The following is a 25,903-nucleotide window of genomic DNA, read 5'->3' as shown; positions in this document are numbered from 1 at the left end:
CTTTGGACGGCATGGGTGCCGATTCTCGCTGCTCACGATTTCCAGAAGCCCACATGCGGCGCACTGGCCTCTTCGATGAGCGCGGGGCCGATGCATTCGATGGCATGGGGCGATGCGGCGAACACGTCGCGGCACGAGAGCTCGGCATCGCGCTGATCGGGCCGCTCGCCGCGGAACTCCCGCAGACGCTCCGCGTCGATGCCAAACACCACGCGGCCGATGCCCGCCCAGTAGATGGCGCCGGCGCACATCACGCAGGGTTCGGCCGACGAATACAGCGTGGCCCGGGCCAGCATCTCGCGCGCAAAGCGCGGGCTCAACTGGCGCACGGCATTGGTCTCCGCGTGGCCGGTGCAGTCGCCGGTTTCGGTGGTGTTGCAGTAGGCCTCGGCCAGCAAGTCGCCTTCGCCGCTGATCACCACCGCACCAAAGGGCCGGTTGCCGCGCGCCCGCGCCGTGCAGGACCAGGCGATGGCCTGGCGCAGGTAGGTTCCGTCGGTGGCGCCGATGTCGGCGGGATCGTCGAACTGGCGGGGCGCTGCGGACATCAGGGCAAGCATGGGGTGTCTCCGTCTGTGGGGGTGGCTGCTGTTGCCCTCGCTATGCATTTGGCATGCCATGAACAATGTGTGACATGTCTGCGTGCCATCGGGCAACTCACGCCTTCCAGGCGCCCCGGTGTGATGTGGATGACTCCTCGATCAGCGCTGGCCCCACGCAGGCGATGGGGTGGGGCGAGCTGTTGAATACATCGCGGCAGAACAGCTCGGCATCACGCTGGTCCAGCCGCTCGCCGCGGAACACGCGCAGGCGCACCGCGTCGATGCCGTAGACCACGCGCCCGATGTTGGCCCAGTAGATGGCGCCCGCGCACATCACGCAGGGCTCGGCCGACGAGTACAGCGTGGCGCCGGCCAGGGTCTCGCGGCCGTGCTCGGGGCTGGCCAGGCGCACGGCCGAGGTCTCGGCATGCGCGGTGCAGTCGCCGTTCTCGCCGGTGGAGTTCCAGGCCTCGGCCAGCACCTGGCCGTCAGCCCCCACGATCAAGGCGCCGAAGGGCCGGTTGCCGCGCGCACGGGCCGTGTCGGCCAGCGCGATGGCCTGTCGCAGGTACTTGCCGTCGCGTTCGTCCAGCGCGGCCTCCTGCGGCAGCAGGGCTTCGGTGGCTGCGCTCATGCCACCACCTTGCGGTCGGCCAGGGCGGGCAGGAAGGCGGGGTTGAAAACGCGCTCGGGCGCGGGCTTGCGTGCCAGGTTGAACACGGCCGCCACCTCCTCGATCTGGTGCGCCAGCACGGCGCCGTGCACGCCGCCCAGGCCCACGGCCTGCGATTCCGCCGTCTGCAGGTACTGGCGCGTGATGGCCCAGCGCTCGCGTTCCACATCCATGTTCAGGATGGCTTCGCGCGCCTTGATGGCGGCGAACGCGGCCTCGGGGTTGGCCAGCGTCTCGCGCAGCGCGCGGTTGCTGGCGCGCAGGAACGCCTTGGCCGCCTCGGGTTTTTCCTGCAGCAGCTTGCCGGCCAGGATGGCGTTGCCATACAGGTTCAGGCCTGCCTTGTTGTATTCGAGCACCGACAGATCCTTGGCTGGCAGGCGCGCGAACAGCGACACGGCCGAGTCATGAAAATAGGTGGCGGCATCCACATCGCCGCGCACCACCACGTTGTCGCGGGCGCTGAAGTCCGTGGTCACCCAGTCGAACAGCTCGGGCTGTGTCTTGAGCGCGCGGGCCACCATGGGCCAGCTGCGGCGCGTGGATTCCACGGCGGCAGCCGCCACCTTCTTGCCCTTGAGCGACTGGAAGTCGGTGGTGATGCCCCGGTCCTTGCGGCCGATGATGACGAAGGGCGCGCGGTTGTAGTACTGGTAGATGGCCTGCACCGGCGTGTCGGCGTTCTGGGCGTGGAACTCGGCCAGCGAGCTGATGTCGCCCAGGCCGATGTCGTAGGCGCCGCTGGCCACGCGCGTGATCGAGGCGACCGAGCCCGCGCCCACGTCGATGATTACGTCCAGGCCTTCCTGCTTGTAATAGCCCTTGGCTTGCGCCAGGAAGAAGGGCGAGGTCTGGCTGGTAACGCGAAAGTCCAGCGTGAACTTGAGCGGAGTCACCGAGCCCTGCGCGTGCACGGCAGGAGTGCCCAGGGTGGCGGCGATGGAAGAGGCGAGGGTGGTCGAGAGAAAGCGGCGGCGTTGCATCATGGTGGTGGCCCAGGTTCGGTGGAGTGCCCGGACCGCAGGCGCATGCCGCCGCAGGACCGGATCGAACTGAGCAATTTCCGGGCGCCACCACAAGCAAGGGGTGGCAGCGCTGAACGCTTCTACTCAAGGTACGCTGATGCAGGATGCGTGCCCGGTGTGGTGGGCACGCGGCAGCGCGCAGTGCGGATGCATGGCCTGCGCAGGCTTTGCCCCGAGCAGGCGCTGGAGCGGCCCCATCTGCCGTGGGTGCGAGGCGCACAGCGCGATTCGGGCAACCGGCGCCATGCGGTGGTGCAGCAAGACCGCTCTGCCCTGGTGCGGCCCCGCCCCGGTTTGGTGACGGGCTTTGTTCTGGGCGGGGGCATTGACGGGCTGGCCCTGGGCTTTACCGTTGGCCCGCTGTTTGCTTGCTTCAGCGCCGAGAGTAGAAGCGTTCAGACCAGCAGATCCGCATTGCGTGGGCCGGCTGGCGGGTCATTGCTCTTGAAGCCGGTGGCGGCTTGTGCGCGGTGCGCGTGCCCTTGGAGGGCCTGTGCAGCCTGCGGGCCGTTGCCATTGTTCCCTTCAAGAGCCCATGGCGCCGCGCCGCTTCTTCAGCACTTTTTGCGACGTGCCGTGTGCCTTGTTTGCCATTGATACAACGAGGAAACCACGCCATGCACAGCAGCAGCACTGCCAACCCTGCGGCACCGTCCGTCTACGAACCCACTGTCGCGCCCGATGTGCTGGGCGAGCTCGAAAAAGAATCGCGCATGGGCGGCGCGATGGACGGCGAGACCTCCACGCGCGAAGTGCGCCGCATCGACATATCGAACTTCGACGCGCGCAAGGAAGAGATCGCCGAGCAGCTGTGGGCCGCATCGGTCGACATCGGCTTCTTCCAGGTCACGAACCACGGCATCCCCATCGAAGACATCCGCGCCGCCTTCGCGCGCGCCGAAGCCTTCTTCGGCCAGCCGCAGGACACCAAGGCCCAGTGGCCCCTGTCGCGCAACGCCGGCTGGGAGCACAAGGCGCAGATCCGTCCCTCCACGCGCACGCCGGACCAGAAGGAGTCCTACCAGGTCACGCGCCCGCGCATGGCGGGCCTGTGGCCCACCGAGGCCGAGCTGCCTGGCTTTGAGGCCGCCACGCTCGCATTCGAGCGCCAATGCTGGGAGGTGGGCATGCGCCTGCTCTCGTGTTTTGCCTACAAGCTGGGCTTCGATGCAGACTTCTTCACCCGCGCCCACCAGCCCGACCTCCCCACCTACCAGAGCACGCTGCGCATGCTGCATTACTTTGCGGTGGACCCGGCGCTCAAGGACGAGCTGGGCCTGTGGCGCGCCGGCGCCCACACCGATTTCGACTGCCTCACCCTGCTGTTCCAGCGCCCCGGCCAGGGCGGCCTGCAGGTGCTGCCCGGCAAGGAGGCCGAGGGCCGCCAGTGGACCAGCGTGGAGCCGGCCGAGGGCGTGATCACCTGCAACATCGGCGACATGCTCATGCGCTGGAGCGACGACCAGTTGCCCAGCAACTTCCACCGCGTGCGCAACCCCCTGCCGCACGAATACCAGGGCGCGCGCTACAGCCTGGCCTTCTTCTGCCAGGCCAACGAAGACGCGGTCATCGAAGGCCCTGCCAAGAAGTACCCGTCCATCACCGGCGCGGAATACCTGCGCCAGCGGATCAGCGCCAATTTCTCCAACAAGTACTGAAGCACCCCCTGAGTCGCTCCCCTCCCGACTCGCTGCGCGAGTCGGGAGGGGGACGCCCCCAGCGCGGCGGAGCGGCCCTTGCGCCGGAGCAATGGCTTGGGCCGCGCCAGTTTCGAGCGTCGCTGGTGGCGTCCAGCGCAATGGACAACTGGTCGAACAAGAGCCGGTCGGGTTCAGCCCCCGCCGCGCATCCAGAAGTAGGCCACCACCGTGATGACCAGCACCACTGCCACCACGATCCAGTTGCCCGCCCCGCCGGCGGGCTGCTGGCCCGGCGACAGCCCGGGCGCCACAGCACCCAGGCCGATAGACGCGGGCTCGTCCATGGACTGCTCGATCGCGTCGACTCGCTCCTTGGCCTCCTTCAGGCCCAGGCCTTCGTGGTCCCGCAGCAGGCGGATGGCCTCGATCTTCTGGCCCTCGGCCAGGGCCTGGCGCACGGCGTCGGGCACGTGGGCTGGGGATGCGGCCCGCGCGGTGGTGGCAAGCTCTTCGCCGCGCTGGTGCGCATCGATCAGGTCCTTGGCCTCCTTGAGGCCCAGGCCCGTGGCTGCGCGCAGTCGCTTGATGGCTTCGATGGTCTGGCCTTCATCGAGTGCGGCCAGTACATGGGGCGGGAGAGAGGTGCCGGCATGGCGCATGGCAGGTCCTGTTCAGCGGTTGCGACCGGGCTTTCTACCATGCGCAACGCAGCCCCTGGATCGGGGGGTAGACACTTTCCGCGCCGATGGGCGCGGCACGCCGGGTTGCCGCGCCAGATCGCGCTCGAATTGGTTGCATTGGAAATCAAGCCGGCGGTAGGCCCGGTCTTAGCCGGTGAGCAGGTCGAACCATTCCCGGTACGGCGTGTTCTTCACCATCTTGCGATTGAAGTCCGCCTCACCGTCTGTCCACCACACCGGTCCGCGTTCGCCGAGCGCTTTTTTTTGTTTCGTCAACCTGCTCGCGCGCCTGGGCGCACCGGGCCGCGGAGGGCTTGCCACGCAGGGCGCGTCGGGCATCCATCAGTTGCGTAACGAGTGCTGCCCGCACCTCCTCAGGCAGCGCGGGATTGGCCTTGCGCCACAGCCGGCCCCGCACGACGAAGTACCTGCCGTCTGGCGTTGTGGGGTAGGGGGGTGGTCCGGCGACACAGCCAGTCGACGGGTGGGCCTGCGCGCGAAGCGGGATCAGGACAGGGCCAGGTCCCGCTGCCGTGGCTGGCGCTGCTGCCAGTCCTGGGTGTGGGGCCGCAGATAGCGCTGTGCCACGTCCACCGTGGAGTGTTCGCCCAGCTGCCCGCCGTGCTCTGCCAACCACGCATCGCAGGCACGCCGGCCGTCCTGGCGCAGCATCTCGAACAGCACGCGCCCCACGGTGCGCTTGATGGACGGCTCGGTGCCCAGCAGCCCGGCGGGCTGGTCGGGCAGGCTCAACACGTGCATGCGAATGTCGGCGTCCGGCACATTGCGGTTGATGACCTCCAGCGCCCGCAGCTCGGACACCAGCCCGCTGACGGACGCCACTTCGTTGATGCGGTTCAGAATGTTCTTGGCGGACAGCGGGGTCTCTGCGCGGTGCAGCGGGGTCAGCTCCACCAGCAGGATGTCGGTGTCCAGCCGGGCCTCGTACAGCGGCCACAGCGAGGGATTGGCCGCGTAGCTGCCGTCCCAGTAAGCCTCGCCGTCGATCACCACCGGCTGGTAAGACAGCGGCGCGCAGGCAGACGCCAGCACGGCATCGATGCTCATGTCCGCCGGGCCGAACACCCGGCCAGCACCGCTTTGCACGTGCAGTGCATTCACAAAGAGCCTGGGCGCTGCGCCTGCCTCGCGCAGCAGGGCTTCGTCCACCACGGTGTTCAGGATGAAGCGCAGCGGCGCCATGTCCATGGGGTTGGTCTGGCAGGGAGAAAGGATGGGCAGCGCGTCATCCCACACGCCCATGCCGGGCTTGCGCAGGGGCCACATGAGCAAGGTCATCAGCGAGCCCGCCTGCGCCACCTGCTCCCACAGCAGGGCCAGATGTTCCCGCGCACCGGCCCGGCCGCCGCGCGCCATGCCGGTGGTCAGCGCCGCACCGTTGAGCGCACCGGCACTGCTGCCGCTGATGGCACCGATGTCGATGTCCTCTTCTTCCAGCAGGCGGTCCAGCACGCCCCAGGTGAATGCACCCTGTGCGCCGCCACCTTGCAGCGCCAGATTCAGCTGCACCCGCCCAGGCGCTGCGCGCCGCATTGCTTTTGCCATGGTGGCCCCTTTGTGAAAAGACCATCGTATGGGGCTGCTGGTGCAGGCGTGTCAGCCAAAGGCGCGATCACGGGTGTCGTGCAGCACCCACTTGGCAGGGTTTCGCTGCTTACCTGGCTGTTGGTAGCGGGCACCCTTCGCCCATGCCCGCCATCCCTGCCAGCCGCTGCAGGCTCGACCTTTTCTCCAGGCAGGCCTTGTACTCCGCGTCTTGTACCTTCTGCTGCGCCAACTGCGCAGCCCGCGCCCGTTCTGCCCGCAGCTGGGCAATGCGCTCACGGATCTGCGGCATCACCGCCAGGGCGGCTTTCTCGCCTTCGACGATGGCGCTGGCGCGCTGGCTGAAGTCGGCGGGGCCGATGTCCAGCACCTTGGGGCGGACGATGACATCGGCGCGGGCCAGCTCGGCCTCGCCCAGCTTCTGGCCCATGATCGCGATCGACTGGTTCAGTGCGCCCAGCATGTTGCCCGGCGTCTGGCCCCGGGCCTTGTTGGAGATGTCCACCGCAATCACGATGTCGGCGCCCAACTGGCGCGCGGCGTCGACCGGCACGGGGCTCACGATGCCGCCGTCCACGAAGTGGTACTTGCCGATGGTGACGGGCTGGAACACGCCCGGCACGCTGCTCGATGCGCGCACGGCCTGCCCGGTGTTGCCGCGCGCGAACACCGTGCGCTCGCCGTCTTCAAGGCGGGTGGAGACCACCACGAAGGGCTTGGCCATCTGCTCGAGCGGCTTGCGGCCCACCTGTTCGTTCACATAGTCCTCCAGCTTTTGACCCAGCACCAGCCCGCCGGAAGACAACTGCAGGTCGCGGATCTTGGCCTCGTCCAGCGCCACGGCCTTTTCCTGCATGTCAAAGGCATTCATGCCGCTGGCGTACAGCGCGCCCACCACGGCGCCTGCGCTGGTGCCCGAGACGACGGCGGGCGCATAGCCGTTGGCCTCCAGCATCTTGATCACGCCGATGTGGGCAAAGCCCTTGGCTGCGCCGCCGCCGAGGGCAATGCCGACCTTGATGGGGCCTCCTGCGGGGGCGCCTGCCGTGGTGGTGGTGGGTGTGGCCTGCGCAGTGGCTGCGGGCTGGGTCGGCGCGGTGCCGCCGCATGCGGCAAGGCTTGCGCAAACCAGGAGCGCCAACGGGCGCAAGAAGACGTTGTCCAACCGCATATGCAGGATCCTGTTCTCAACGGAGGCGGCGAGTGTAGCGGCAGGGGCACGCCATCGGCCCTTCCAATCAATCGGAACAAATTGTCACAGGCCCGTGCATCGCCGTTACCTACACTGCCACGTCCTTTTTCGGGCTGCCCTCATAACCCATTCAACATGGTCAAACCTGTCGTAGCTGTCATCCCCGGCACCATCATCGCCGGTGGTCCACTGAGCCAATCCACCATCCTTGCCGTCAACAAAGCGGCCGAAAAAACGCCTGCGCAATGGCGTCGGTTCGTGGCATACGCCTCCTTGGTCAAGGTCGGCGGCTCGCTGGCCTGGCGTGCCAACAACCCGGGCAATTTGCGTGATTCGCCGCTCAAAATCGGCAACGTCTCCGGCGCCGTGGGCGTCTTTGCGGTGTTTGCCAATATGGACGACGGCCATGCCGCGCAGCGGGCGCTGTATGTGAAGAAGTACGGGACCATGAAGGTGCGCGATGCCATTGCCAAGCTCACGCCGCCGAACGAGAACGACACCGAGCGGTATCTGCGGGAGCTGGAGAAGGCGAGCGTGGACCTGGACAAGGACGTCAACTCGCAGATCGACGTGCTGATGCCGGCTGTGGCAGCGAGTGAAGGCGTTATCGCGGGTATCGAGGTGCCACGCTCATGAAGCGCCTGGCACTTGTCGCCTGTCTTGTCGCCGTCCACGCACTGGCGCACGCGGCAGACCAGGTCGCCGTGGGTTGCCAGCGCGTGAAGCTGGTGCTCGACGAGCGGTTCACCCCGAGCGAACGCGACCGCCTGTGGGCCAGCGGCGAGGAAGCCAGCGGCGCGCCGGCTGTGTTGCAGTTGCGAGGTTGCCAAGGCGAATTGCTCGACAGCCTGACGCTGGAATCGCCCCTGGCCAAGCTGGACCGTACCGCTTTGCGCGGCGTGCGCACCCCCACCGTGCTCGTGACGGTGGACTTGACGGCGCCGGCGGGCAGCTACAGCGGACCGCTGACCAAACCCGTTCAGGTGGAGGGCAACCGCCTGGCCTACGCGCAGGCCCGCGCTGCGGACGGCACGGTGCAGCCCATCGTGCTGGCCCAGACGGGCAAGGCAGCGTGGAAGAAGGTGCGGATGGGGGCTGCAGACCAGTTGCTCGCGGTGCGCAGCGAGCCGCGCGATGGGGATTTCACGACCAGCTACCGCCGTTATGTCCACGGCAAGCAGGGCTGGACGGTGCGGGTCCGGTCACAGCCTGGCCTGTGGGAGTCGGACGGCGAGTTCCCTGCGCGCCGCTCGTTCCCCTGAGCGGGCGGGGCGGGCCGTGACCGGCGGGCGGTCACGGCGGGATGGGGCGCGTTGACCGCGCCCCCGAGGCTCACTCGCCCTGCGACCCCCGGTGTGCCCAGCCCGTGGTGCGCTTTTCGACCCAGCTGAACAGCTCGTACATCACCATGGCCATGGCGCCCACCACCATCAGGCCGGCAAACGCCAGGCCCATCTGCATGGACGAGCCGGCGGAGATCAGCAGGTAGCCGATGCCTTCGTTGGCGGCCGTCATTTCCGATACGGTGGTGCCCACGAAGGCCAGCGTGATGGCGACCTTGAGCGAGCCGTAGAAGTACGGCATGGACCGCGGCAGGCCCACCTTGACCAGCACGTCCCAGCGCTTGGCGCCCAGCACGCGCAGCACGTCTTCCAGCTCGGGCTCCAGCGTGGCCAGGCCCGTGGCGATGTTCACCATGATCGGGAAGAAGCTGATCAGAAATGCGGTGAGGATGGCCGGCCCCACGCCGATGCCGAACCACACCACCAGGATGGGCACGAAGGCCGCCTTGGGCAGCGCGTTGAACGCGGTCATCAGCGGATAGACCGCGGCATACGCCAGGCGCGAGCTGCCGATGAGGAAGCCGAGCAGCACGCCCACCACGATGGCAATGCCGAAGCCCGCCATGGTGACCCAGTAGGTGCGCCAGGCATGGGCGGCGATCACGCCTCCGAACTCGACCAGCTGCGTGCCGATGGCCCAGGGGCTGGGGAAGATGAATTCCGAGACGTTGAACGCCGAGCAGATGATCTGCCACAGCAGGACGATGGCGACGAGCAGGATCCAGGGGGACCAGCGCTCCGCAGTTTTCTTGTGCATGGTGGTGGGGGCCTTGTGGGTTTCTTACTGCTGGAGGGGGGCGCCGGTTTTGCGCATTGCACCGATGTGCCCGCGCAGCTCGTGCACGATGTCGGTGAACTCCTTGGTGTAGGTGATCTCCAGGTCGCGCGGGCGGGGCAGCTCGATGTCGCGCTGCACGACGAAGCGGCCGGGGCTTTTGCTCATCACGTACACGGTGTCGGCCAGGAAGACCGACTCGCGCAGGTCGTGCGTCACCAGGATCACGTTGAATTTCTGCTCGGCCTGCAGGTCGCGCAGGATGCACCAGAGCTCCTCGCGGGTGAAGGCGTCGAGCGCGCCGAAGGGCTCGTCCAGCAGCAGCATCTTGGGTTCGTGGATCAGCGCGCGGCAAATGCTGGCGCGCTGCTGCATGCCGCCCGACAGCTGCCACGGAAACTTGTCCTCGTAGCCGCCCAGACCCACCTTCTGCAGCAGGGCGCGGGCGCGGGCCTCGTACTCCTTGCGCTTGGCCTTGAACTGGCTGCGGTGGGGCTCCACGATCTCGAGCGGCAGCAGCACGTTGTCGACCGTGGTGCGCCAGGGCAGCAGCGACGGCGCCTGGAAGGCCATGCCCGATATCTTGAGCGGCCCGGTCACAGGCTGGCCGTCGATGAGGATCTTGCCCATCGACGGCATCTTCAGGCCCGTGGCCAACTTCATGAAGGTGGACTTGCCGCAGCCCGACGGGCCGACTATGGCGATGAACTCGCCCTGCCGGATCTGCAGGTCGATGGCCTCGACGGCGAAGTGGTTCTGCGCGAGCAGCTCGTCGTTGTACGCGAGCCAGACATCGCGGAAGTCCACGAAGTAGGAGTCAGCAGCCTGCATGTGAAGAATTTGAATAAAAATGGCCGCTACCGCTTGATGGGTAAGCGCTAGCAGCTATTGTTTTGATAGTAAGCCTGTGCGTGGTCTCCGCGCAGGCTTCCGTGGCGCACCGGCCTTACTTCTTCGGCAGGATGTTCAGGTCGGCGGTGCTAGGGAGGAAGCTCGCGTTCCACACGTAGTCGGCGTTCACCCGGGTCTTGGTGTTGAACGCATCGGACACTTGCGACGCCATCAGCGACAGGCGGCCGGGCACGGCCTTGCCGAAGCCTTCGGCGCGTGCGTCGGGGCTGTTGATGACGGTGTCGATGGCCAGTTGCAGGCGGCGGGTTTCGAGCGGCACGTTCACGATGCCGTCACGTGCCTTCACGTGCTCGATGGAAGCGGCCGGGTTGGCGATGACTTCCTTGGCGCCCTTTGTGAAGGCGGCCAGGAAGGCCTTGATCGCGGCCGGGTTCTCCTTGATGAGCTTCGGCGACGCGATGATCACGTTGCCGTACAGCTTCACGCCGAAGTCGGCATAGGGCAGCACCACCACGTCGGCGGCCTTGGCGCCGCGGGCTTCCAGGTTGAGCAGCGAGGTGAAGGTGAAGCCGGTGATGGCGTCCACGTCGCCGCGCACCAGCATGGTCTCGCGCAGCGGCGGGTCCATGGCGGTCCACTGCACGCTGCCCACGCCGTTGGCCTTCTGGAAGATCGGGAACGCGCGGCGGCCGGCGTCGAACACCGGGGCGCCGAGCTTCTTGCCGGCCAGGTCGGCCGGCTTGGTGATGCCGCTCTTCTTGAGCGCCATGACCGAGGCGGGCGTGTTGTTGTAGACCATCATCACCGCCACGGGCTTGTTCTGCGCGTCGGGGTTGTTGGCGTGGAACTCCATCACGGCGGCCAAGTCGGCAAAGCCCATGTCATAGGTGCCCGAGGCCACGCGCTGCACGGCGCCGCCCGAGCCGTTGCCCGCGTCCACCATCACATCCAGGCCCGCGGCCTTGAAGTAGCCCTTGGCCACCGGCTGCAGGAACAGGGCTGAAGGTCCCTCGAAGCGCCAGTCGAGCTGGAACTTGATCGGCGTGGTGGTCTGTGCGTGGGCGGTGGAGAAGGTACTGGCCGTGGCCAGCAGCAGGGCGGCTTGCAGGAGGGTGCGTTTGTTCATGGAAAAGGTTCCTGTCAGAGGTCGTCGAAGGGAAGGCATGCCGGACATGCTCCGCGGGCGGGGCCGAGGGCTCGCAGCATGCCATGCTGTTTCAGTCAGCAAAAACGATGCCCGGTTTCACCGGAGCGGGGAGGGGGTGCGGGCTATTGTTCGCCAGTTTGGTGCATGCGGCTCTAGATGCTTTCCCGAAATGGTGCATGGCCTGTGGGTGCACCGCGTCGGGGCACGGCACCGTGTGCGGCACGGCACATTGGGGCAAACGCGCAGGCAGCCGGTGCGCGCCGGTGGTACAACAAAAGTCCTCATCACCAGCACAGTCCTTGGGAGGGCTTTTCATGGCGGACATCCAGGCATTCTTCGAAAACGTGCAACTACCCACCATCCCCGATGTGGCGCGCGAGCTCATCGCCACCATGAAGGACGATGACATCCCCTTTGAAAAAGTGCGCGGCGCCATCTCCAAGGACCCGGCGCTCACCGCCAAGCTGATCCGCCTGGCCAACAGTGCCCGCTTCGGCCTGCCGCGCCAGGTGGCGTCGCTGGACGACGCCATCACCATGGTCGGCCTGAACCAGGTGCGCACGCTGGCGCTGGCGTCGTGCATGTCCGGCGTGTTCAAGGACGCGCCCGGCGTGGACGCCGAGGCCTTCTGGAAGGAGAGCATGGCGATTGCGGGCTATTCGCAGTGGCTGGCGCGCACGCTGGGCTCCAACGTGCAGGAGTCGTGGCTGGCGGGCTTTCTGGTGCGGCTGGGCGAACTGATCATTGCGCAGAAGGCACCCGAGCAGATCCCGGCCATCGAGCAACTGCCCCACCATGCCGGCGGCCGCTGGGAGCGCGAGCGCACGCTGCTCGGGTTTACCGAGGCGCAGGTCACGGCCGAGCTGGCCCGGCGCTGGCGCTTTCCGGACACCATCGTGCAGGCGCTGGAGACGGCCGAGGACCCCGTCGCCACCACCCCGTTCTGCCGGCTGGGCGGCATCCTGCACGTGGCCACGCTGCTGGCCGAGATCGGGCTGGAAGAGCCCATGTCGCCGGCCGACACCATCGCCAGCCTGCCTGCCGAGATCAAGCAGGCGCTGCAGCTGGATTCGGCCTGGCTGGCAGAGCACCTGCCACCGGTGGCGGACTATGTGGATGTGTCTGTGCGCTAGAGGCTGAGAGCACCCCCTGAGTCGCTTCGCGCCTCGGTGCCACCGCCAGAGGCGGTGGCTCTTCCGGCACGTCCAAGCCTGCGCAGGCAGGCTTGGAGCCGCGGCCCTCAGCCCCTCTCTCGACTCGCTGCGCGCGTCGGGAGGGGGACGCCCCCGGTGCACGCAAGCGAAGCGCCGCCTCCGCGCCTAGGCGGCCCTTGCACGGGGGCCCTGGCTGGGGCCGCGCCAGTTTCGTGCGATGTGGGTGGCGCGCAGTGCTATGAATGACTGAAACGACAAAAGGGGGCCGAAGCCCCCTTTGTCGTTGGTGCGCTGCTGCAGATCAGCTCTTGCGCGATGCAGCGCTGGCCACCGCCAGGGCCGTCATGTTGAACACCCGGCGCACCGTGGCCGCGGGGGTCAGGATGTAGGCGGTGGCTGCGCCGCCCATCAGGATGGGGCCCACCGTCACACCGCCGCTGGTCGTGGTCTTGAGCACGTTGTACAGGATGTTGGCGGCATCCAGGTTCGGGCAGATCAGCAGGTTGGCCGAGTCGCTGAGCGTGGATTCCGCCATGTACACGTTGCGGATGTTCGGGTCCAGCGCGGCGTCGCCGTGCAGTTCGCCGTCGCACTCGATCTCGGGGTGGGCGGCCACGAACAGGTCGCGCGCTTCGCGCATCTTGCGGGCCGAGGGGCGCTTGGACGAGCCGTAGCTCGAATGCGACAGGAACGCCACCTTGGCGGGCAGGCCGAAGTGCTGCACCTCCTGCACCGACATCCAGGCGATGTCCGCCAGCTGCTGGGCCGTGGGGTTCTCGTTCACATAGGTATCGGCGATGAACAGCGTGCCGCGGTCGGTCATCAGCGCGTTCAGCGCCGCGTAGTCGTTCACGCCTGCCTGGCGGCCCAGGATGCTGTGGATGCGCTCCAGGTGCGTCTCATACGTGCCCACCAGGCCGCAGATCATCGCGTCGGCATCGCCCAGCGACACCATCAGCGAGGCGATGATGGTGTTGGAGCGGCGCACCGCAGCCTTGGCCACCTCCGGCGTCGCACCGTTGCGCTGGTTGAGCTGGTGGTAGTGCTCCCAGTACTGGCGAAAGCGCGGGTCGTCCTCGGGGTTGCAGACCTCGACGTCCTTGCCCAGCCGCATGCGCAGGCCGGCTTTCTCGATGCGCGCGGCAATGACGGCAGGGCGGCCGATGAGGATGGGGTGGGCGATCTTGTCGTCGATGGCCATTTGCGCGGCGCGCAGTGCGCGCTCGTCTTCACCGTCGGCGTAGGCCACGCGCTTTTGGCCCTCGGGCAGGGCCTTGGCCGCCGTGATCACGGGGCGCATCAGCATGCCGGTTTGATACACGAAGCGCGACAGGGCTTCCTTGTACGCTTCCATGTCCTCGATGGGGCGCGTGGCCACGCCGGACTCTGCAGCGGCCTTGGCCACGGCCGGCGCAATCTTCAAAATCAGGCGCGAGTCGAACGGCGTGGGGATCAGGTAGTCGGGGCCGAAGGTCAGCTCCTTGCCTGCATAGGCGCTGGCCACTTCCTCGCTGATGTCGGCCTTGGCCAGGTCGGCGATCTGGCGCACGCAGGCGAGCTTCATCGCCTCGGTGATCTTGGTCGCGCCGCAGTCCAGCGCGCCGCGGAAGATGTACGGGAAGCACAGGACGTTGTTGACCTGGTTCGGGTAGTCCGAGCGGCCCGTGGCGATGATGCAGTCCGGGCGGATGGCCTTGGCCAGTTCGGGGCGGATCTCCGGCTCGGGGTTGGCCAGCGCCAGGATGATGGGCTTGGGAGCCATGGTCTTGACCATCTCGGCCGTGAGCACGCCGGGTGCCGAGCAGCCCAGGAACACGTCGGCGCCGTCGACCACGTCGGCCAGTGTGCGGGCCTCGGTCTTTTGCGCATAGCGCTGCTTGGAGGCGTCCAGCCCGCCGGGGCGGCCATCCCAGATCACGCCCTTGGAGTCCACCATGAAGATGTGCTCGCGCTTGACGCCCAGGCCCACCATCACGTCCACGCAGGCAATGGCGGCGGCGCCAGCGCCGGACACGGCGATTTTGACCGCGCCGATCTCCTTGCCCACCAGCTCCAGGCCGTTGAGCAGCGCAGCGCTGGAGATGATGGCCGTGCCGTGCTGGTCGTCATGGAACACCGGGATGTTCATGCGCGCACTGAGCTGCTGCTCGATGTAGAAGCACTCGGGCGCCTTGATGTCTTCCAGGTTGATGCCGCCCAGCGTGGGCTCCATCGCCGCGATGATCTCGACCAGCTTGTCCGGGTCGCGCTCGGCCAGCTCGATGTCGAACACGTCCACGCCGGCGAACTTCTTGAACAGGCAGCCCTTGCCTTCCATCACCGGCTTGCCGGCCAGCGGGCCGATGTCGCCCAGGCCCAGCACGGCCGTGCCGTTGGTGATCACGCCCACCAGGTTGCCGCGCGAGGTGTAGTCGAACGCCTTGGACGGGTCGGCCTGGATATCCAGACACGGGTAGGCCACGCCGGGCGAATACGCCAGCGACAGGTCGCGCTGGTTGGACAGGGGCTTGGTGGGGGTCACCGCAATCTTGCCCCGGGTGGGGTTGCGGTGGTATTCACGCGCGGCGTCGCGCAGCGCCTCTTCGGCGGCGGAAAGTTTCTGGGTCATACGGAAATCCTGGAAGTCTTCGGCGGAATGCAAAACAAGGGTACCCGATGGCACGGGTGGCTGGCATGGCGGTTTATGCGTATGCAGCATGAAGCCAAAACCCCCTGGCAGCCTCGCTGCAAGGGGGTCATCACGGTGGGGGCGGCAGCGCTTTCTGGCAGCGGGCGGCGGGACGCTAGTGGGCGTCGGCCTGGCGTGCGGCGTTCACAGCGGCGGAGGTGTCGCGGCTGGCGCCATTGAAGAAAACGTTCAGGGCCACGGCCGTGATCGAGGCCAGCAGGATACCGGATTCGATCAGCGGGTGGATCGCATGCGGCATCCACTGGCGAAAGCTCGGCGCGATCAGCGGGATCATGCCCACGCCGATGGACACGGCCACGATCATCGCGTTGAAGCGGTTGTGCTTGAAGTCCACCCCGCCCAGGATGCGGATGCCCGTGGCCGCCACCATGCCGAACATCACCAGGCCCGCGCCGCCCAGCACCATGGTGGGCAGCGACTCGACCAGTGCTGCCATCTTGGGCAGCACGCCCAGCACGATCAGGATCACGCCGCCGGCCACGCAGACGAAGCGGCTCTTGACGCCGGTCACGGCCACCAGGCCCACGTTCTGCGAGAAGCTGGTGTACGGAAAGGTGTTGAAGATGCCGCCCAGCAGCGTGCCCAGGCCGTCGGTGCGCAGGCCGCGTGTGAGGTCGGCCTGCTCGATCTTGCGGTCCGTCATCTCGCCCAGCGCGAGGAACATGCCGGTCGACTCGATCATCACCACGATCATCACGAGCGTCATGGTCAGGATCAATATGGGGTCGAACACCGGCCCTGCGATCTCGAACGGCAGCACGAAGTCGAACCACTGCGCCTTGGCCACCTTCTCGAACGACATCAGGCCCATGGCCACCGCGATGACGGCGCCGATCACGATGCCCAGCAGCACCGAGATGTTGGCGATGAAGCCGCGTGCGAACTTGGCGATGAGCAAAATGGACACCAGCACCACCGCCGAGATGCCCACGCCCGTGAGGTCCGCGTAGCGGGGGTTGGGCACCGTGGGCACCACCGCAAAGCCCTTGGGCACCGGCGGCAGCGACGAGCCCGGCGCACCGGCGGCCGACTGCATCTCGGTCAGCCACTTGAGGTGCTCGGGGTTCACCACGCTGGGCGCGGTGGGCCCCACGGGGTTGCCGAAGATCCAGTTGATGCCCACGCGCATCAGGCTGATGCCGATGACCGCGATGATGGTGCCGGTGACCACCGGCGGAAAGAACCGCAGCATGCGGCTGACCAGTGGCGCGATCAGGATGGACACCACCCCCGCGCCGATCACCGAGCCGAAGATCAGCCCTGCGCCCGCCGTGCCGCTGGTGCTCTGCGCCATGGACACCATGGGTGCCACCGAGGCGAAGGTCACGCCCATCATCACCGGCAGGCGGATGCCGAACCACTGCGTGGCGCCCAGCGCCTGGATCAGCGTGACCAGCCCGCACACGAAGAGGTCGGCCGAGATCAGCTTGGCCACGTGGTCGGGCGTGAGGTTGAGCGCGCGCCCGACGATGAGCGGCACGGCCACCGCGCCGGCATACATCACCAGCACATGCTGCAACCCCAGCGCGGTCAGGCGCCCCAGGGGCAGGTGTTCGTCCACGGGGTGCACAGACGGTTGCATGGGAAATCTCCTTCAGGTGGGGCGCGGTGTGGGGATCTGCGTGCATGTGCGTGGCACCCATCTTTGGTGCACAACGATCCATACAAAAAGTGTATACACATTGCCGGATCCGTTGACTACGGTAAACCCTAGGTGCGGGCGCCCGACCGGGGCCGGTGCGCAGGCAAAAGGCCGCGGCGAGGCAGGGGTTTCGGGTGGTGGAGGCAGGCGCTTTTTTACAATCGCGGCTCGCCGCTGCGCCGTGACTGCGCCACCGCTGTGGCGTCGCACCTGCTGCGCAGCCGCCGCAGCGACTGCTCATCCCCACACGCCCGCTCCATGAACCTGCCCCCGCTCCGAACCTCCCTTGCCGCTGATGCCGCTGATGCCCGCCCACCCGCGGGCGCGCTGGCCCGCTGGCGCCTGGCGCTGGCCGTGGGCATGGTGGTGGCGGGTGCGGCCTGCATGGACGGCTATCCCCAGCAGGACGCACCCGCGCTCGACCCGTTCACGATGACGCAGGGCCAGCGGCTGGCGCACATGAACGTGTTGGGTGGTGAAGCGCACGCCGAGCGCCGCTGGAGCTACGAGCTGTTGACCGGCTGCGTGCTGCGCATCGACGTGGACGGCAAGGCCGGGCCGCGCCCGTCCTTTGACATCCCGCTGCTGGGGGCTGCCGTCACGCTGGCCAACGACCGGGCGGATGCCACCTTCGACGTGAACGTGGCCACGGGACTCGCGCACAGGCAGGAAGCCGCCGTGTCGGTGCTGGAAGCGCAGAACTGGGTGCACGCCAGCGGCATGCAACTGCTGCTGCGCGTGCTGCAAAAAGGCTGCGTGGATGCGCAGAATGCGCACCACGCGGCGCGGCCCTGACTGGGTTCTCCGGGCCTGAAAAGGCTCAGGCCAGCAAGGCCTTGACCAGGTCCGTCTGGCGGTCGGGCCGCCCGGTGTCGAGCTCCAGGTTGGCCTCGATGCGCCGCAGGTGCTCCATCATGCTGGCCACGGCGGCCTCGGCATCGCCGGCGCGGCACAGCTGCAGGAAGTCCGCGTGTTCTTCCGACGAGCAGTGCGGGTCGTTCGACGAGTGGTAGAGCATGGCGATCAAGGAACTGCGCGCCACCAGCTCCCGCACCAGCTCGGCCAGCGTGCGGTTGCCCGTGGCCTCGGCCAGCACCACGTGGAAGTCGCCCAGCAGCTTTTCGCGCACGCGGCCGGTGGTGGTGCTGCCCCGCAGCGCCGCGCGCTCGAAGCGGATGTGCTGCTCCAGCAGCTGGTAGTCGGCGTCGCCGGCCGTGGCCACGAACAGGCGCACGACCTCGCTCTCGAGCACGCGCCGCACGGCGAACACCTCGCGTGCGTCCTGCACGCTCGGGCGGCTCACGAAAGCGCCCTTGTCGGGGATGATCTCGATCAGCTTGTCCTTGGACAGCATCACCAGCGCCGCGCGGATCTTGGTGCGGCTTACGGTGTAGACGCGGCCCAGCGCTTCCTCGCGCAGCCAGGTGCCGGGCGGCAGGCGCTTTTCGACGATGGCGGTGGCCAGGTCCTGCGCAATGCTCTCGGTGGATGCCAGGCGATCGTCCGCCGGGGCCAGCACGCCCTCCACGGGCTCAGGCGCGGTGTCGGGAGGGGCGGCGGTGCGGGTGCTGGATCGGGCGCGGGGCATGCCCGATTGTGGCCTGGATGGGCGGTGCGGCCCATCCTCGCAGACCCCCATTCAAGCTGCGCGCGGCAGGCGCACCGCCGTGGCAGGCTGCAGCGCAAAACCCGCCAGCGCGCCCGCCATGGCCTTCGGCAGGGGCCGCGCCAGCTCGCCGTGCTTGCTGGTGCGAAGGCCCAGCAGCACCAGCGATTCGACCATGGACGTGGCGGCCGCCACGCCGTCGATCACCGGAACGCCCAGCGCTTGCGAAATGTGCTCGCACAGGTCGGCCATGCCCGCGCAGCCCAGCACCAGCGTGTCGCAGCCGTCTTCGGCCAGCGCGCGGCGGCATTCTTCGGTGATGCGCTCGCGCGCGTTCGAGCCCGGCACTTCAAGCTCCAGCACCGGCAGCTCGCAGGCCCGCACGTTGGCGCAAAAGCGCTGCATGCCGTAGATCTCGGCCAGGTGCCAGGCCTGGCCCATGGTGCGGGAGAGTGTGGTCACCACCGAGAACTTCGAGCCCACCATGCTGGCCATGTGCATGGCCGCCTCGGCGATGCCCACCACCGGGCCGTGCGCCAGCTCGCGCGCGGGTTTGAGGCCCGGGTCGCCGAAGCAGGCGATCACATAGCCGTCCATTCCGTCGCGCTCGCCGGCCGCGATCTCCTGCAGCAGGCCGGGCACGGCCAGTGCCTCGTCGTAGTGGCTCTCGATGGAGGCCGGGCCCATGGCAGGGCTCACCGCCAGCACCTCGGTGCCGGGCCGCGCCACGGCGCGTGCGCAGGCACCGATCTTCTCGGTCATGCTCCAGGTGGTGTTGGGGTTGATGATCTTGATGCGCACGGATTCGTTCTTTCTTTTTTCAGTTCTTGCGGTTCAACGCCAGGTAGATGACGAAGCCCAGGCCCATGCCGATGAACCAGGCGTAGTTGGCGGCCGGCCGCAGCACGGGCACGAATACGCACAGGATGGGCACGAGGGCCGCGGGGATGAGCGTCCAGATGGCGCGCGGGTTGTAGCCCTTGCTGTACCAGTAGGCGCCGCGGCTGTTCATGGTGTAGAGGTCGTCCACCAGCACTTGCTGGCGGCGCACGCAGTAGTAGTCGGCGATCAGGATGCCGAACAGCGGGCCGATGAAGGAGCCCAGCACATCGAGCGTGTAGTGGATCACCTCGGGGTTGTTGTACAGGTTCCAGGGCGTGATGAAGATCGAGCCCACGGCAGCGATCATCCCGCCCGTGCGCCAGCTGATGTGCTGCGGCGCCACGTTGGAAAAGTCGAACGCGGGCGACACGAAGTTGGCCACGATGTTGATGCCCACGGTGGCGATCATGAAGGTCAGCGCGCCCAGCACCACCGCGGTGGTGCTGTCGATCTTGCCCACGGTGTGCACCGGGTCGGTGATCAGCTCGCCGAACACCGGCAGCGTGGCCGCCGTGGTCACCACCGTCAGCAGCGAGAAGAACACGAAGTTGACCGGCAGGCCCCAGAAGTTGCCCTTCTTCACTGCATCGAAGCTTTTGCCGTAGCGCGAGAAGTCGCCGAAGTTCAGCATCGGTCCGCTGAAGTAGCTCACCACCAGCGCAATGGCCGAGAGCATCACGGGCACCGCGTCCCAGCCCTGGAACTTGATGCCGCCCAGGTTCAGGTCGATGTTCTTCCAGCCCGCCTTCCACACCAGCCAGCCGCACAGCACTGCCATCACCACGTACACCGCGGGGCCCGCCCAGTCGATGAACTTGCGGATCGCCTCCATGCCGTGCCAGAACACCAGCGCCTGCAGCACCCACATCACCATGAACGCCAGCCAGCCCAGGCTGGACAGGCCCGCAAAGCCGTGCTGCGTGACGTCCGCATACGGCGCCAGGCCGGGAAAGAAATGCAGCGTCAGCAGCAAAAACGCGCCGGACGCCAGGTAGGTCTGGATGCCGTACCACGCCACTGCGATCAGCCCGCGGATGATGGCCGGGATGTTGGCGCCCAGCACCCCGAACGAAGCGCGGCAGATCACGGGGTAGGGCGTGCCGGTCACCTGGCTGGGCTTGGCCACCAGGTTGCAGAAGAACTGCACGATGACGATGCCCACGAGCAGCGCCACCAGCACCTGCCAGCTCGACAGGCCCAGTGCGAACAGGCTGCCCGCCGTGATGTAGCCGCCCACGCTGTGCACGTCGGACATCCAGAACGCGAAGATGTTGTACTGGCCCCAGGTCTGGCGTTTGAGCGGCGCCAGGTCCTCGTTGGTCAGGCGCGGGTCGTAGCCCGGCTTGATCAGGGCGTTGCCATGGTGCGGGCCGGCGGGCTCGGTGCCCGCCGTCAAGGGTGTGCTGCTGACGGCTGTGTTCACGGGTGTCTCCTCGTGTGGAAAAGGATGGATTCCGGGCATCTGCGGCCTGGATAATTTTGTACCCTATATTTGTATACAAAAAATGGGTGCAATAAAACGCCGTCGGTGCACGAATTGCCAGGGGTTTACCCGCATGCACACGAACGCGTGGAATAAACAAAAACCGCCCGGGCCGTGGAGGCCGGGGCGGCTGCTGCGTGGGAAACCTTGGGGGGAGAGCGGGTCAGCCCTCGGCGCTGGACCGCGCACCGGGCAGTGGGGTGAGCGAGTCGCGCAGCCGGTCGCGCACCATGGGCTGGTCGTGGTTCAGCGCCGCTTCCACATGGCCGATGTGGGCCAGCAGGCGCTCGCGCGCCAGGGTGGTGTCGCCGGCTTCCAGCGCCTCGACGATGGCTTCGTGCTCGGCGCACGACTGGCTGGCCTCGTGCCGCGACTGGTACAGCGATGCCGCGAGCGTGGTGCGCGCCGTCAGGTCGCGCAGGATGTCGCTCAGGCTGCGGTGGCCCATGCTCTCGGCCAGGCAGACGTGGAAGTCCGCCAGCAGGAACGCGCGCGTGGCCGCGTCCGCGCCGTCGATGGCCTGCTGCTCCTCGGCGATGTGGGCGCGCAGGCGGGGCGTGACCGACTGCAGGGGCCGCCCGGCGTCTGCCAGGATGCCCGATTCGATGATGCGCCGGGCCGAGAACGCATCGCGCGCGTCTTCCACCGACGGCTCCACCACATACCAGCCGCGGCGCGGGCGCACCTCGACGAAGCCACGCGCCTGCAGTTGCATCAGCGCCTCGCGCACCAGGGTGCGGCTCACGCCGAACAGGTCGGCCAGCTCCTGTTCGCCCAGGCGCTCGCCGGGGGACAGTTTCTGGGCCAGGATGGATTCGACCACCTGTTGTGCGATCTGGTTGGGGCTGATGCTCATGGAGGGCGGTGTGCGGTGCTGGGGGTCGTCAATGCGTGCTGACGGCGTCAGCGCGGTAGCGCCAGACGCTGGGTGGAAGGGGTGCTGGAGTGATCGCCGTCGAGCTTGAAGCCCGCCACGGTGCGTGCCAGGTGGTGGGCTTGTTCGTTCAGGACGGAGGACGCTGCGGTGGATTGTTCCACCAATGCGGCATTTTGCTGTGTCGAGCGGTCCATCTCGGCCACGGCCTGGTTGATCTGGCCGATGCCCGCGCTTTGTTCGTTCATCGAGCCGTTGATCTCGCCGATGATCTGCGCCACCCGCTGGATGTCCTGCACGATCTCGCCCATGGTCTTGCCTGCGGCCTGCACGCGCTGCGTGCCGGTGGCCACGCTCGCGCCCGAGGCGTCGATCAGCGTCTTGATCTCCTTGGCGGCCGTCGCGCTGCGGTGGGCCAGGCTGCGCACCTCGCTGGCCACCACGGCGAAGCCACGGCCATTCTCACCGGCACGGGCTGCCTCCACCGCCGCGTTCAGCGCGAGGATGTTGGTCTGGAACGCGATGGAGTCGATCACGCCGATGATCTCGCCGATCTTGGCCGAGGCGGCCGAGATCTCGTCCATCGTGCTCACCGCGCCCGCCACCACATCACCACCCCGCATGGCCGTGGCGCTGGCCGAGTTGGCCAGGCGCGTGGCCTGTGCGGCCGCCTCGGCCGACTGCTTGACGGTGACCGTCAGCTGCGACAGCGAGGCGGAGGTTTCCTGCAGCGCGCTGGCCGAGCCTTCGGTGCGGTTGGACAGGTCCTGGTTGCCGGCCTTGATCTCGTCGGTGGCGGTCTTCATCGACTCCACGCCCTGGCGCACGTCCTGCAGGACGGTGCCGATCTTGTCCACGAAGCTGTTGAACGACATGGCGATCTGCGCCACCTCGTCGCGCCCCTGCACGGGCAGGCGGTGCGTGAGGTCGCCGCTGCCCGAGCCGACTTCATCCATCGCATCGCGCACCTGCGAGAGGCGGCGGAACGACTGCGCGGTGAGCAGCGCGGTGACGCCGGCCGCGGCCAGCACCAGCAGCACGATGGCGACGGCCGAGGTACGCACCACGCTGGCAAGGCCCGCCGTGGCCTCGGCCTTGTCCAGCGCCGCCACCAGCAGCCAGTCCGTGCCCTGCACGGGCAGTGCGCGCAGCAGCTTGGGCGCGCCGTTGAGTTCGGCTTCGAGCGAGTGGCTCGCGCCCTGCAGCGTGGACACCACGGCGGGCGTGAGCGCGGCGGACAGCTCTGCCACCGGCTTGAGCATGCGCTGTGCATCGGGGTGGGCCAGCACCAGCCCGTCCTTGTCGATCACGAAGCCCAGGCTGCTGGGCGTGGGGTGCACGGCGGCCACGACCTCCTGCACGCCCTTGAGCGGCACGGCGCCGCTGATCGCGCCCTGCGCCGTGCCATCGCGCAGGATGGGTGCGGCGAACGACACGAAGGGCTCGCCGGTGGAGGCATCGCCATATGGCTTGGTCACCACCAGCTTGCCGGCCTGCAGCGCGCTCTTGTACCAGGGGCGGGCGGTGGGGTCGTAGGTGGGCGGCGTGGTGCTGCTGCTCGACACCCAGGTCTTGTCCTGCCAGCCGCCCGTGGTCACCGGAAAGCCGCCGGACTTGTTCATGTGCAGCACCAGGCCCTTGGGGTCGCCGGGCTCGACCACGGCGGCTGTGGCCGTCACGGCCGTGGCCTTGGCGGCCACCCATTTCTCGATGGCCAGCGTGTTGCCCGAGGCGATGGCGGCGAGGTTCTCCTCGATGGTCTGCAGCGTGGCGGACCGCACGATGGTGTAGGTGGCCGCGCCCGTGAGCGCCAGGGCCACGGTGACGGCTGCGGTGGTGATGAGCAGGATGCGGGTGCGAAGCGAGGTGATCATGGAACTGTTCCTGGGCCTGTGGGGCGGTGAGGCGCAGTATGCGTCGGCTCGCAGTGCCCGCATCCTGCGCCACGATCTGGTGGCGGTATACGGGCGTCAGTCAACTCTTGCCATCGCGAAACATGTCTGGTGACAGGCTGTGCCTGAACCAATGGATGGCATTGACCATGAGGGCCTGGGACGACCGTGCCTGGGACAGAAACGCTTCGATCCGGGCCAGGAGCCTGGGCTCTTGCTTGCGCACGCCGATGTAGCAATGGCTCTGGCGCAGCACGGCCAGCCGCCGCACGCGCTCACGCATGGCGACATCGGGAATGGACTCGGCCACCACATTGCCTGCGGCGAAGGCATCGATGCTGCGGCGCGCATAAGCCTCCAGCAGGGGGGCCGAACTGTCGAACGCCATGGCGGTGGCCTGGGGGGCCTGGGCCTTCAGCTCGGCTTCTTCCAGGCTGCCGCGCACGACGCCCACCTTGCGGCCTTTGAGTGCCGCGGCGTCGGCGATGCCGGAATTCGCGTCGCTGAAAATGCCCATGTAGGTGGGCGCATAGGACGACGAAAAATCGATCTGCTTTTCGCGCTCTGCCGTCTTGCCCAGGCTGGAGATGATCACATCGACACGGTCTTCGAGCAGGGCCGGTATCCGGTCCGCACTGGCCACCGGCAGGGGCTTGAGCGCCACCTTCAGGTCGGCCGCCAGCATGCGCGCGATGGTGATGTCGAAACCATCCAGAACACCTTTGTTGGTAAACCCGAAAGGAGGAAATTCTTGCGGAACGGCGACACGAAGTGTTTTGTTCTGCAGGATTTTTTCCAGCTGGTCTGATTTGCCGGTGCCCTGGGCACTGGCCCCCGTCCAGCTCAAGGTGGAGAGGCCAGTGGCGCCTGCGATCAGCAGGCGACGCGTCGGGGAGTGCGGGGCAGCCATGTGATTTTCCTGTGGAGTGGGCACGTGGTCGTCGTGCCACCATCATTTGCGTGTGGATTGGGGCTCGCGGCCGTCCAGCACGGCATGGGCGCGTTCGCGGTCGATGTCGCCCTCCCATGCAGCGATGGCCACCGTGGCCACGCAGTTGCCGATCAGGTTGCCCAGGGCACGGGCAATGCCCATGAACCAGTCCACCGACAGCACCAGCACCAGCCCGATGGCCGGAATGGCCGGGATCGCATGCAGCGTGGCCGCCAGCACCACGATGGCCGAGCCCGGCACGCCGTGCGCGCCCTTGGAGGTAACCAGCGATATCGCCAGGATGGTCAGCAGGTCGGTCATGGTGATGGGCGTGTTCGTGGCCTGTGCGATGAACACGGCCGCCAGCGTGATGTAGATCGAGAACGCGTCCAGGTTGAACGAGTAGCCCGTGGGGATCACCAGGCCCACGGTCGAGTCGCGGATGCCCATGTGCTTGAGCTTGGCCATGATCTGGGGCAGCACGCTGTCGGACGACGTGGTGGCGAACACCACGGCCAGTTCTTCGCGCAGGTAGCGCAGCAGCTTGAACAGGCTGAAGCCCGAGATCCGCATGATGAGGCCCAGCACCACCACCACGAAGATGAACACGGCCGCATAGAACAGCACCACCAGCATGCCCAGCTGCTTGAGCGAGCCGATGCCGTACTTGCCCACCGTGAACGCGATGGCACCCAGCACGCCCAGCGGCGCCAGCTTGATGATCAGGCCCATGGTCTTGAACAGCACGTGCGACAGGTCTTCGATCAGGCTGGTGATGCGCGCGCCGCGCTCGCCCAGCAGCGCCAGCGCGCAGCCGAAGATGATGGAGAACAGCAGCACTTGCAGCACGTCGCCGTTGGCGAATGCGCTCACGGCGCTGGTGGGGATGAGCTTGAGCAGGAAGTCGCTGAAGCCGCCGCCCGTGAGCTTGCTGGCGTTTTCCGCATAGGCCCCCATGGCCTTGGGGTCCAGCGCGCTCGGGTCCACATTCATGCCGACACCGGGCTCGAACCAGAACGCAAGCGCCAGGCCCAGCACCAGTGCGATGGAGGTGACCACCTCGAAGTAGATGAGCGACTTGATGCCCACCCGGCCCACCCGCTTCAAGTCACCCGTGCCGGCGATGCCATGCACCACCACGCAGAAGACGATGAGCGGAATCAGCATCTTGATGAGCTTGATGAAGCCGTCGCCCAGCGGCTTGAGCTGCACGGCCGTGTCGGGCCAGAACAGCCCGACGGCCACGCCGGCAATCAAGGCCAGGATCACCCGGCCGAACAAGGAGTTGAGGAAGCGGAGCATGGGAACCCTTTGC

At 67.4% G+C, this 25,903-nt stretch carries 25 protein-coding genes; 6 read left to right on the top strand and 19 right to left on the bottom strand.

Annotated features, from left to right (window positions below; translation table 11 throughout):
- Nucleotides 1–32 precede the first annotated feature (32 nt).
- The 3 genes from ACIGHN_RS01915 to ACIGHN_RS01905 all read right to left on the bottom strand — a co-directional run bounded on the left by ACIGHN_RS01915 (nucleotide 33) and on the right by ACIGHN_RS01905 (nucleotide 2,198).
- Nucleotides 33–548, bottom strand: coding sequence for a nucleoside deaminase (locus ACIGHN_RS01915; RefSeq protein WP_056416361.1), 516 nt, complete (start codon nucleotides 546–548; stop codon nucleotides 33–35).
- 109 nt (nucleotides 549–657) lie between these two features.
- The gene (locus ACIGHN_RS01910) at nucleotides 658–1,176 is read right to left on the bottom strand and encodes a nucleoside deaminase (RefSeq protein ID WP_396503035.1); all 519 of its coding nucleotides are present in this window, start codon (nucleotides 1,174–1,176) and stop codon (nucleotides 658–660) included.
- A complete protein-coding gene (locus ACIGHN_RS01905; RefSeq protein WP_396503083.1) occupies nucleotides 1,173–2,198 on the bottom strand; it encodes an ABC transporter substrate-binding protein in 1,026 nt (341 codons plus the stop codon). Before ACIGHN_RS01905 ends, ACIGHN_RS01910 begins: the two co-directional genes overlap by 4 nt.
- A 659-nt stretch (nucleotides 2,199–2,857) precedes the next feature.
- Here ACIGHN_RS01905 and ACIGHN_RS01900 point away from each other — a divergent pair.
- Entirely contained in the window at nucleotides 2,858–3,898 is a 1,041-nt protein-coding gene (locus ACIGHN_RS01900) for an isopenicillin N synthase family dioxygenase (RefSeq protein WP_396503034.1), read from the top strand.
- A gap of 173 nt (nucleotides 3,899–4,071) precedes the next feature.
- On the opposite strand, the gene ACIGHN_RS01895 is transcribed toward ACIGHN_RS01900, so the two are convergent.
- The 4 genes from ACIGHN_RS01895 to ACIGHN_RS01880 form a co-directional block, all read right to left on the bottom strand.
- On the bottom strand, nucleotides 4,072–4,539 hold the full coding sequence (locus ACIGHN_RS01895) for a ribosomal protein L7/L12 (RefSeq protein WP_396503033.1): 468 nt from the start codon (nucleotides 4,537–4,539) through the stop codon (nucleotides 4,072–4,074).
- A 168-nt stretch (nucleotides 4,540–4,707) separates the two neighbouring features.
- Nucleotides 4,708–4,836: a hypothetical protein gene (locus ACIGHN_RS01890; protein ID WP_396503032.1), complete on the bottom strand. Its 129-nt coding sequence runs from the start codon at nucleotides 4,834–4,836 to the stop codon at nucleotides 4,708–4,710.
- A 231-nt stretch (nucleotides 4,837–5,067) separates the two neighbouring features.
- Nucleotides 5,068–6,126 carry a patatin-like phospholipase family protein gene (locus tag ACIGHN_RS01885; RefSeq protein ID WP_396503031.1) on the bottom strand — a complete coding sequence of 353 codons (1,059 nt, stop codon included), beginning with the start codon at nucleotides 6,124–6,126 and terminating at the stop codon, nucleotides 5,068–5,070.
- A gap of 109 nt (nucleotides 6,127–6,235) precedes the next feature.
- On the bottom strand, nucleotides 6,236–7,297 hold the full coding sequence (locus tag ACIGHN_RS01880; protein WP_396503030.1) for a patatin-like phospholipase family protein: 1,062 nt from the start codon (nucleotides 7,295–7,297) through the stop codon (nucleotides 6,236–6,238).
- A gap of 156 nt (nucleotides 7,298–7,453) precedes the next feature.
- On the opposite strand from ACIGHN_RS01880, the gene ACIGHN_RS01875 reads away from it, so the two are divergent.
- Together ACIGHN_RS01875 and ACIGHN_RS01870 are read left to right on the top strand one after the other, a co-directional pair.
- Entirely contained in the window at nucleotides 7,454–7,954 is a 501-nt protein-coding gene (locus tag ACIGHN_RS01875; protein WP_396503029.1) for a hypothetical protein, read from the top strand.
- Nucleotides 7,951–8,580 (top strand): hypothetical protein, encoded by a 630-nt coding sequence (locus tag ACIGHN_RS01870; RefSeq protein WP_396503028.1) that lies wholly within the window; start codon nucleotides 7,951–7,953, stop codon nucleotides 8,578–8,580. Before ACIGHN_RS01875 ends, ACIGHN_RS01870 begins: the two co-directional genes overlap by 4 nt.
- A gap of 70 nt (nucleotides 8,581–8,650) precedes the next feature.
- Here ACIGHN_RS01870 and ACIGHN_RS01865 read toward each other — a convergent pair whose 3' ends face one another.
- The 3 genes from ACIGHN_RS01865 to ACIGHN_RS01855 form a co-directional block, all read right to left on the bottom strand.
- Entirely contained in the window at nucleotides 8,651–9,418 is a 768-nt protein-coding gene (locus tag ACIGHN_RS01865) for an ABC transporter permease (RefSeq protein WP_056161518.1), read from the bottom strand.
- Between the two features lie 24 nt (nucleotides 9,419–9,442).
- The gene (locus tag ACIGHN_RS01860; protein WP_396503027.1) at nucleotides 9,443–10,267 is read right to left on the bottom strand and encodes an ABC transporter ATP-binding protein; all 825 of its coding nucleotides are present in this window, start codon (nucleotides 10,265–10,267) and stop codon (nucleotides 9,443–9,445) included.
- A gap of 115 nt (nucleotides 10,268–10,382) precedes the next feature.
- Nucleotides 10,383–11,414: an ABC transporter substrate-binding protein gene (locus tag ACIGHN_RS01855; protein ID WP_396503026.1), complete on the bottom strand. Its 1,032-nt coding sequence runs from the start codon at nucleotides 11,412–11,414 to the stop codon at nucleotides 10,383–10,385.
- Nucleotides 11,415–11,749: 335 nt separating this feature from the next.
- Here ACIGHN_RS01855 and ACIGHN_RS01850 point away from each other — a divergent pair, with 335 nt between their 5' ends.
- The gene (locus tag ACIGHN_RS01850; protein WP_056415836.1) at nucleotides 11,750–12,568 is read left to right on the top strand and encodes an HDOD domain-containing protein; all 819 of its coding nucleotides are present in this window, start codon (nucleotides 11,750–11,752) and stop codon (nucleotides 12,566–12,568) included.
- A 322-nt stretch (nucleotides 12,569–12,890) separates the two neighbouring features.
- Here the strand turns inward: ACIGHN_RS01850 and ACIGHN_RS01845 are convergent, their stop codons facing one another.
- Together ACIGHN_RS01845 and ACIGHN_RS01840 are read right to left on the bottom strand one after the other, a co-directional pair.
- Nucleotides 12,891–15,197 carry an NADP-dependent malic enzyme gene (locus ACIGHN_RS01845; protein ID WP_056161526.1) on the bottom strand — a complete coding sequence of 769 codons (2,307 nt, stop codon included), beginning with the start codon at nucleotides 15,195–15,197 and terminating at the stop codon, nucleotides 12,891–12,893.
- 175 nt (nucleotides 15,198–15,372) lie between these two features.
- Nucleotides 15,373–16,860 carry a nucleobase:cation symporter-2 family protein gene (locus tag ACIGHN_RS01840; protein ID WP_396503025.1) on the bottom strand — a complete coding sequence of 496 codons (1,488 nt, stop codon included), beginning with the start codon at nucleotides 16,858–16,860 and terminating at the stop codon, nucleotides 15,373–15,375.
- Nucleotides 16,861–17,178: 318 nt separating this feature from the next.
- Here ACIGHN_RS01840 and ACIGHN_RS01835 point away from each other — a divergent pair, with 318 nt between their 5' ends.
- On the top strand, nucleotides 17,179–17,715 hold the full coding sequence (locus ACIGHN_RS01835) for a hypothetical protein (RefSeq protein WP_396503024.1): 537 nt from the start codon (nucleotides 17,179–17,181) through the stop codon (nucleotides 17,713–17,715).
- Nucleotides 17,716–17,740: 25 nt separating this feature from the next.
- Here the strand turns inward: ACIGHN_RS01835 and ACIGHN_RS01830 are convergent, their stop codons facing one another.
- The 5 genes from ACIGHN_RS01830 to ACIGHN_RS01810 all read right to left on the bottom strand — a co-directional run bounded on the left by ACIGHN_RS01830 (nucleotide 17,741) and on the right by ACIGHN_RS01810 (nucleotide 23,639).
- Nucleotides 17,741–18,508 (bottom strand): GntR family transcriptional regulator, encoded by a 768-nt coding sequence (locus ACIGHN_RS01830; protein ID WP_056161529.1) that lies wholly within the window; start codon nucleotides 18,506–18,508, stop codon nucleotides 17,741–17,743.
- Between the two features lie 51 nt (nucleotides 18,509–18,559).
- Nucleotides 18,560–19,327 carry an aspartate/glutamate racemase family protein gene (locus ACIGHN_RS01825; protein ID WP_396503023.1) on the bottom strand — a complete coding sequence of 256 codons (768 nt, stop codon included), beginning with the start codon at nucleotides 19,325–19,327 and terminating at the stop codon, nucleotides 18,560–18,562.
- Between the two features lie 19 nt (nucleotides 19,328–19,346).
- Nucleotides 19,347–20,831, bottom strand: coding sequence for an NCS1 family nucleobase:cation symporter-1 (locus tag ACIGHN_RS01820; RefSeq protein WP_396503022.1), 1,485 nt, complete (start codon nucleotides 20,829–20,831; stop codon nucleotides 19,347–19,349).
- Between the two features lie 223 nt (nucleotides 20,832–21,054).
- Entirely contained in the window at nucleotides 21,055–21,747 is a 693-nt protein-coding gene (locus ACIGHN_RS01815) for a GntR family transcriptional regulator (RefSeq protein WP_396503021.1), read from the bottom strand.
- A gap of 47 nt (nucleotides 21,748–21,794) precedes the next feature.
- Nucleotides 21,795–23,639: a methyl-accepting chemotaxis protein gene (locus tag ACIGHN_RS01810; RefSeq protein WP_396503020.1), complete on the bottom strand. Its 1,845-nt coding sequence runs from the start codon at nucleotides 23,637–23,639 to the stop codon at nucleotides 21,795–21,797.
- Between ACIGHN_RS01810 and ACIGHN_RS01805 the strand changes: the two genes are divergently transcribed.
- Entirely contained in the window at nucleotides 23,638–23,772 is a 135-nt protein-coding gene (locus tag ACIGHN_RS01805) for a hypothetical protein (protein ID WP_268753254.1), read from the top strand. The two genes, ACIGHN_RS01810 and ACIGHN_RS01805, sit on opposite strands and share 2 nt — an antisense overlap.
- Here ACIGHN_RS01805 and ACIGHN_RS01800 read toward each other — a convergent pair.
- Together ACIGHN_RS01800 and ACIGHN_RS01795 are read right to left on the bottom strand one after the other, a co-directional pair.
- The gene (locus tag ACIGHN_RS01800; RefSeq protein ID WP_396503019.1) at nucleotides 23,740–24,567 is read right to left on the bottom strand and encodes a transporter substrate-binding domain-containing protein; all 828 of its coding nucleotides are present in this window, start codon (nucleotides 24,565–24,567) and stop codon (nucleotides 23,740–23,742) included. The two genes, ACIGHN_RS01805 and ACIGHN_RS01800, sit on opposite strands and share 33 nt — an antisense overlap.
- Nucleotides 24,568–24,609: 42 nt before the next feature.
- Complete coding sequence (locus ACIGHN_RS01795) at nucleotides 24,610–25,890, bottom strand: C4-dicarboxylate transporter DctA (protein ID WP_396503018.1); 1,281 nt, start codon at nucleotides 25,888–25,890, stop codon at nucleotides 24,610–24,612.
- Nucleotides 25,891–25,903: the final 13 nt, after the last annotated feature.

The organism is Acidovorax sp. NPDC077693 (assembly GCF_044542805.1).
In the GTDB taxonomy this organism is placed as follows: domain Bacteria; phylum Pseudomonadota; class Gammaproteobacteria; order Burkholderiales; family Burkholderiaceae_C; genus Acidovorax.
The sequence above is the reverse complement of the archived record's forward strand: the minus strand, read 5'-3'. Positions and strand labels throughout refer to the sequence as shown.

What these genes read in the sequence shown, in the direction of transcription:
- ACIGHN_RS01900 (WP_396503034.1), top strand. Translation starts at nt 2,858, where the DNA reads ATGCACAGCAGCAGCACTGCCAACCCTGCGGCACCGTCCGTCTACGAA.
- ACIGHN_RS01805 (WP_268753254.1), top strand. Translation starts at nt 23,638, where the DNA reads ATGGAACTGTTCCTGGGCCTGTGGGGCGGTGAGGCGCAGTATGCGTCG.
- ACIGHN_RS01835 (WP_396503024.1), top strand. Translation starts at nt 17,179, where the DNA reads ATGAACCTGCCCCCGCTCCGAACCTCCCTTGCCGCTGATGCCGCTGAT.
- ACIGHN_RS01840 (WP_396503025.1), bottom strand. Translation starts at nt 16,860, where the DNA reads ATGCAACCGTCTGTGCACCCCGTGGACGAACACCTGCCCCTGGGGCGC.
- ACIGHN_RS01915 (WP_056416361.1), bottom strand. Translation starts at nt 548, where the DNA reads ATGTCCGCAGCGCCCCGCCAGTTCGACGATCCCGCCGACATCGGCGCC.
- ACIGHN_RS01865 (WP_056161518.1), bottom strand. Translation starts at nt 9,418, where the DNA reads ATGCACAAGAAAACTGCGGAGCGCTGGTCCCCCTGGATCCTGCTCGTC.
- ACIGHN_RS01815 (WP_396503021.1), bottom strand. Translation starts at nt 21,747, where the DNA reads ATGAGCATCAGCCCCAACCAGATCGCACAACAGGTGGTCGAATCCATC.
- ACIGHN_RS01795 (WP_396503018.1), bottom strand. Translation starts at nt 25,890, where the DNA reads ATGCTCCGCTTCCTCAACTCCTTGTTCGGCCGGGTGATCCTGGCCTTG.
- ACIGHN_RS01855 (WP_396503026.1), bottom strand. Translation starts at nt 11,414, where the DNA reads ATGAACAAACGCACCCTCCTGCAAGCCGCCCTGCTGCTGGCCACGGCC.
- ACIGHN_RS01845 (WP_056161526.1), bottom strand. Translation starts at nt 15,197, where the DNA reads ATGACCCAGAAACTTTCCGCCGCCGAAGAGGCGCTGCGCGACGCCGCG.
- ACIGHN_RS01895 (WP_396503033.1), bottom strand. Translation starts at nt 4,539, where the DNA reads ATGCGCCATGCCGGCACCTCTCTCCCGCCCCATGTACTGGCCGCACTC.
- ACIGHN_RS01905 (WP_396503083.1), bottom strand. Translation starts at nt 2,198, where the DNA reads ATGCAACGCCGCCGCTTTCTCTCGACCACCCTCGCCTCTTCCATCGCC.
- ACIGHN_RS01885 (WP_396503031.1), bottom strand. Translation starts at nt 6,126, where the DNA reads ATGGCAAAAGCAATGCGGCGCGCAGCGCCTGGGCGGGTGCAGCTGAAT.
- ACIGHN_RS01850 (WP_056415836.1), top strand. Translation starts at nt 11,750, where the DNA reads ATGGCGGACATCCAGGCATTCTTCGAAAACGTGCAACTACCCACCATC.
- ACIGHN_RS01880 (WP_396503030.1), bottom strand. Translation starts at nt 7,297, where the DNA reads ATGCGGTTGGACAACGTCTTCTTGCGCCCGTTGGCGCTCCTGGTTTGC.
- ACIGHN_RS01830 (WP_056161529.1), bottom strand. Translation starts at nt 18,508, where the DNA reads ATGCCCCGCGCCCGATCCAGCACCCGCACCGCCGCCCCTCCCGACACC.
- ACIGHN_RS01810 (WP_396503020.1), bottom strand. Translation starts at nt 23,639, where the DNA reads ATGATCACCTCGCTTCGCACCCGCATCCTGCTCATCACCACCGCAGCC.
- ACIGHN_RS01860 (WP_396503027.1), bottom strand. Translation starts at nt 10,267, where the DNA reads ATGCAGGCTGCTGACTCCTACTTCGTGGACTTCCGCGATGTCTGGCTC.
- ACIGHN_RS01800 (WP_396503019.1), bottom strand. Translation starts at nt 24,567, where the DNA reads ATGGCTGCCCCGCACTCCCCGACGCGTCGCCTGCTGATCGCAGGCGCC.
- ACIGHN_RS01870 (WP_396503028.1), top strand. Translation starts at nt 7,951, where the DNA reads ATGAAGCGCCTGGCACTTGTCGCCTGTCTTGTCGCCGTCCACGCACTG.
- ACIGHN_RS01910 (WP_396503035.1), bottom strand. Translation starts at nt 1,176, where the DNA reads ATGAGCGCAGCCACCGAAGCCCTGCTGCCGCAGGAGGCCGCGCTGGAC.
- ACIGHN_RS01875 (WP_396503029.1), top strand. Translation starts at nt 7,454, where the DNA reads ATGGTCAAACCTGTCGTAGCTGTCATCCCCGGCACCATCATCGCCGGT.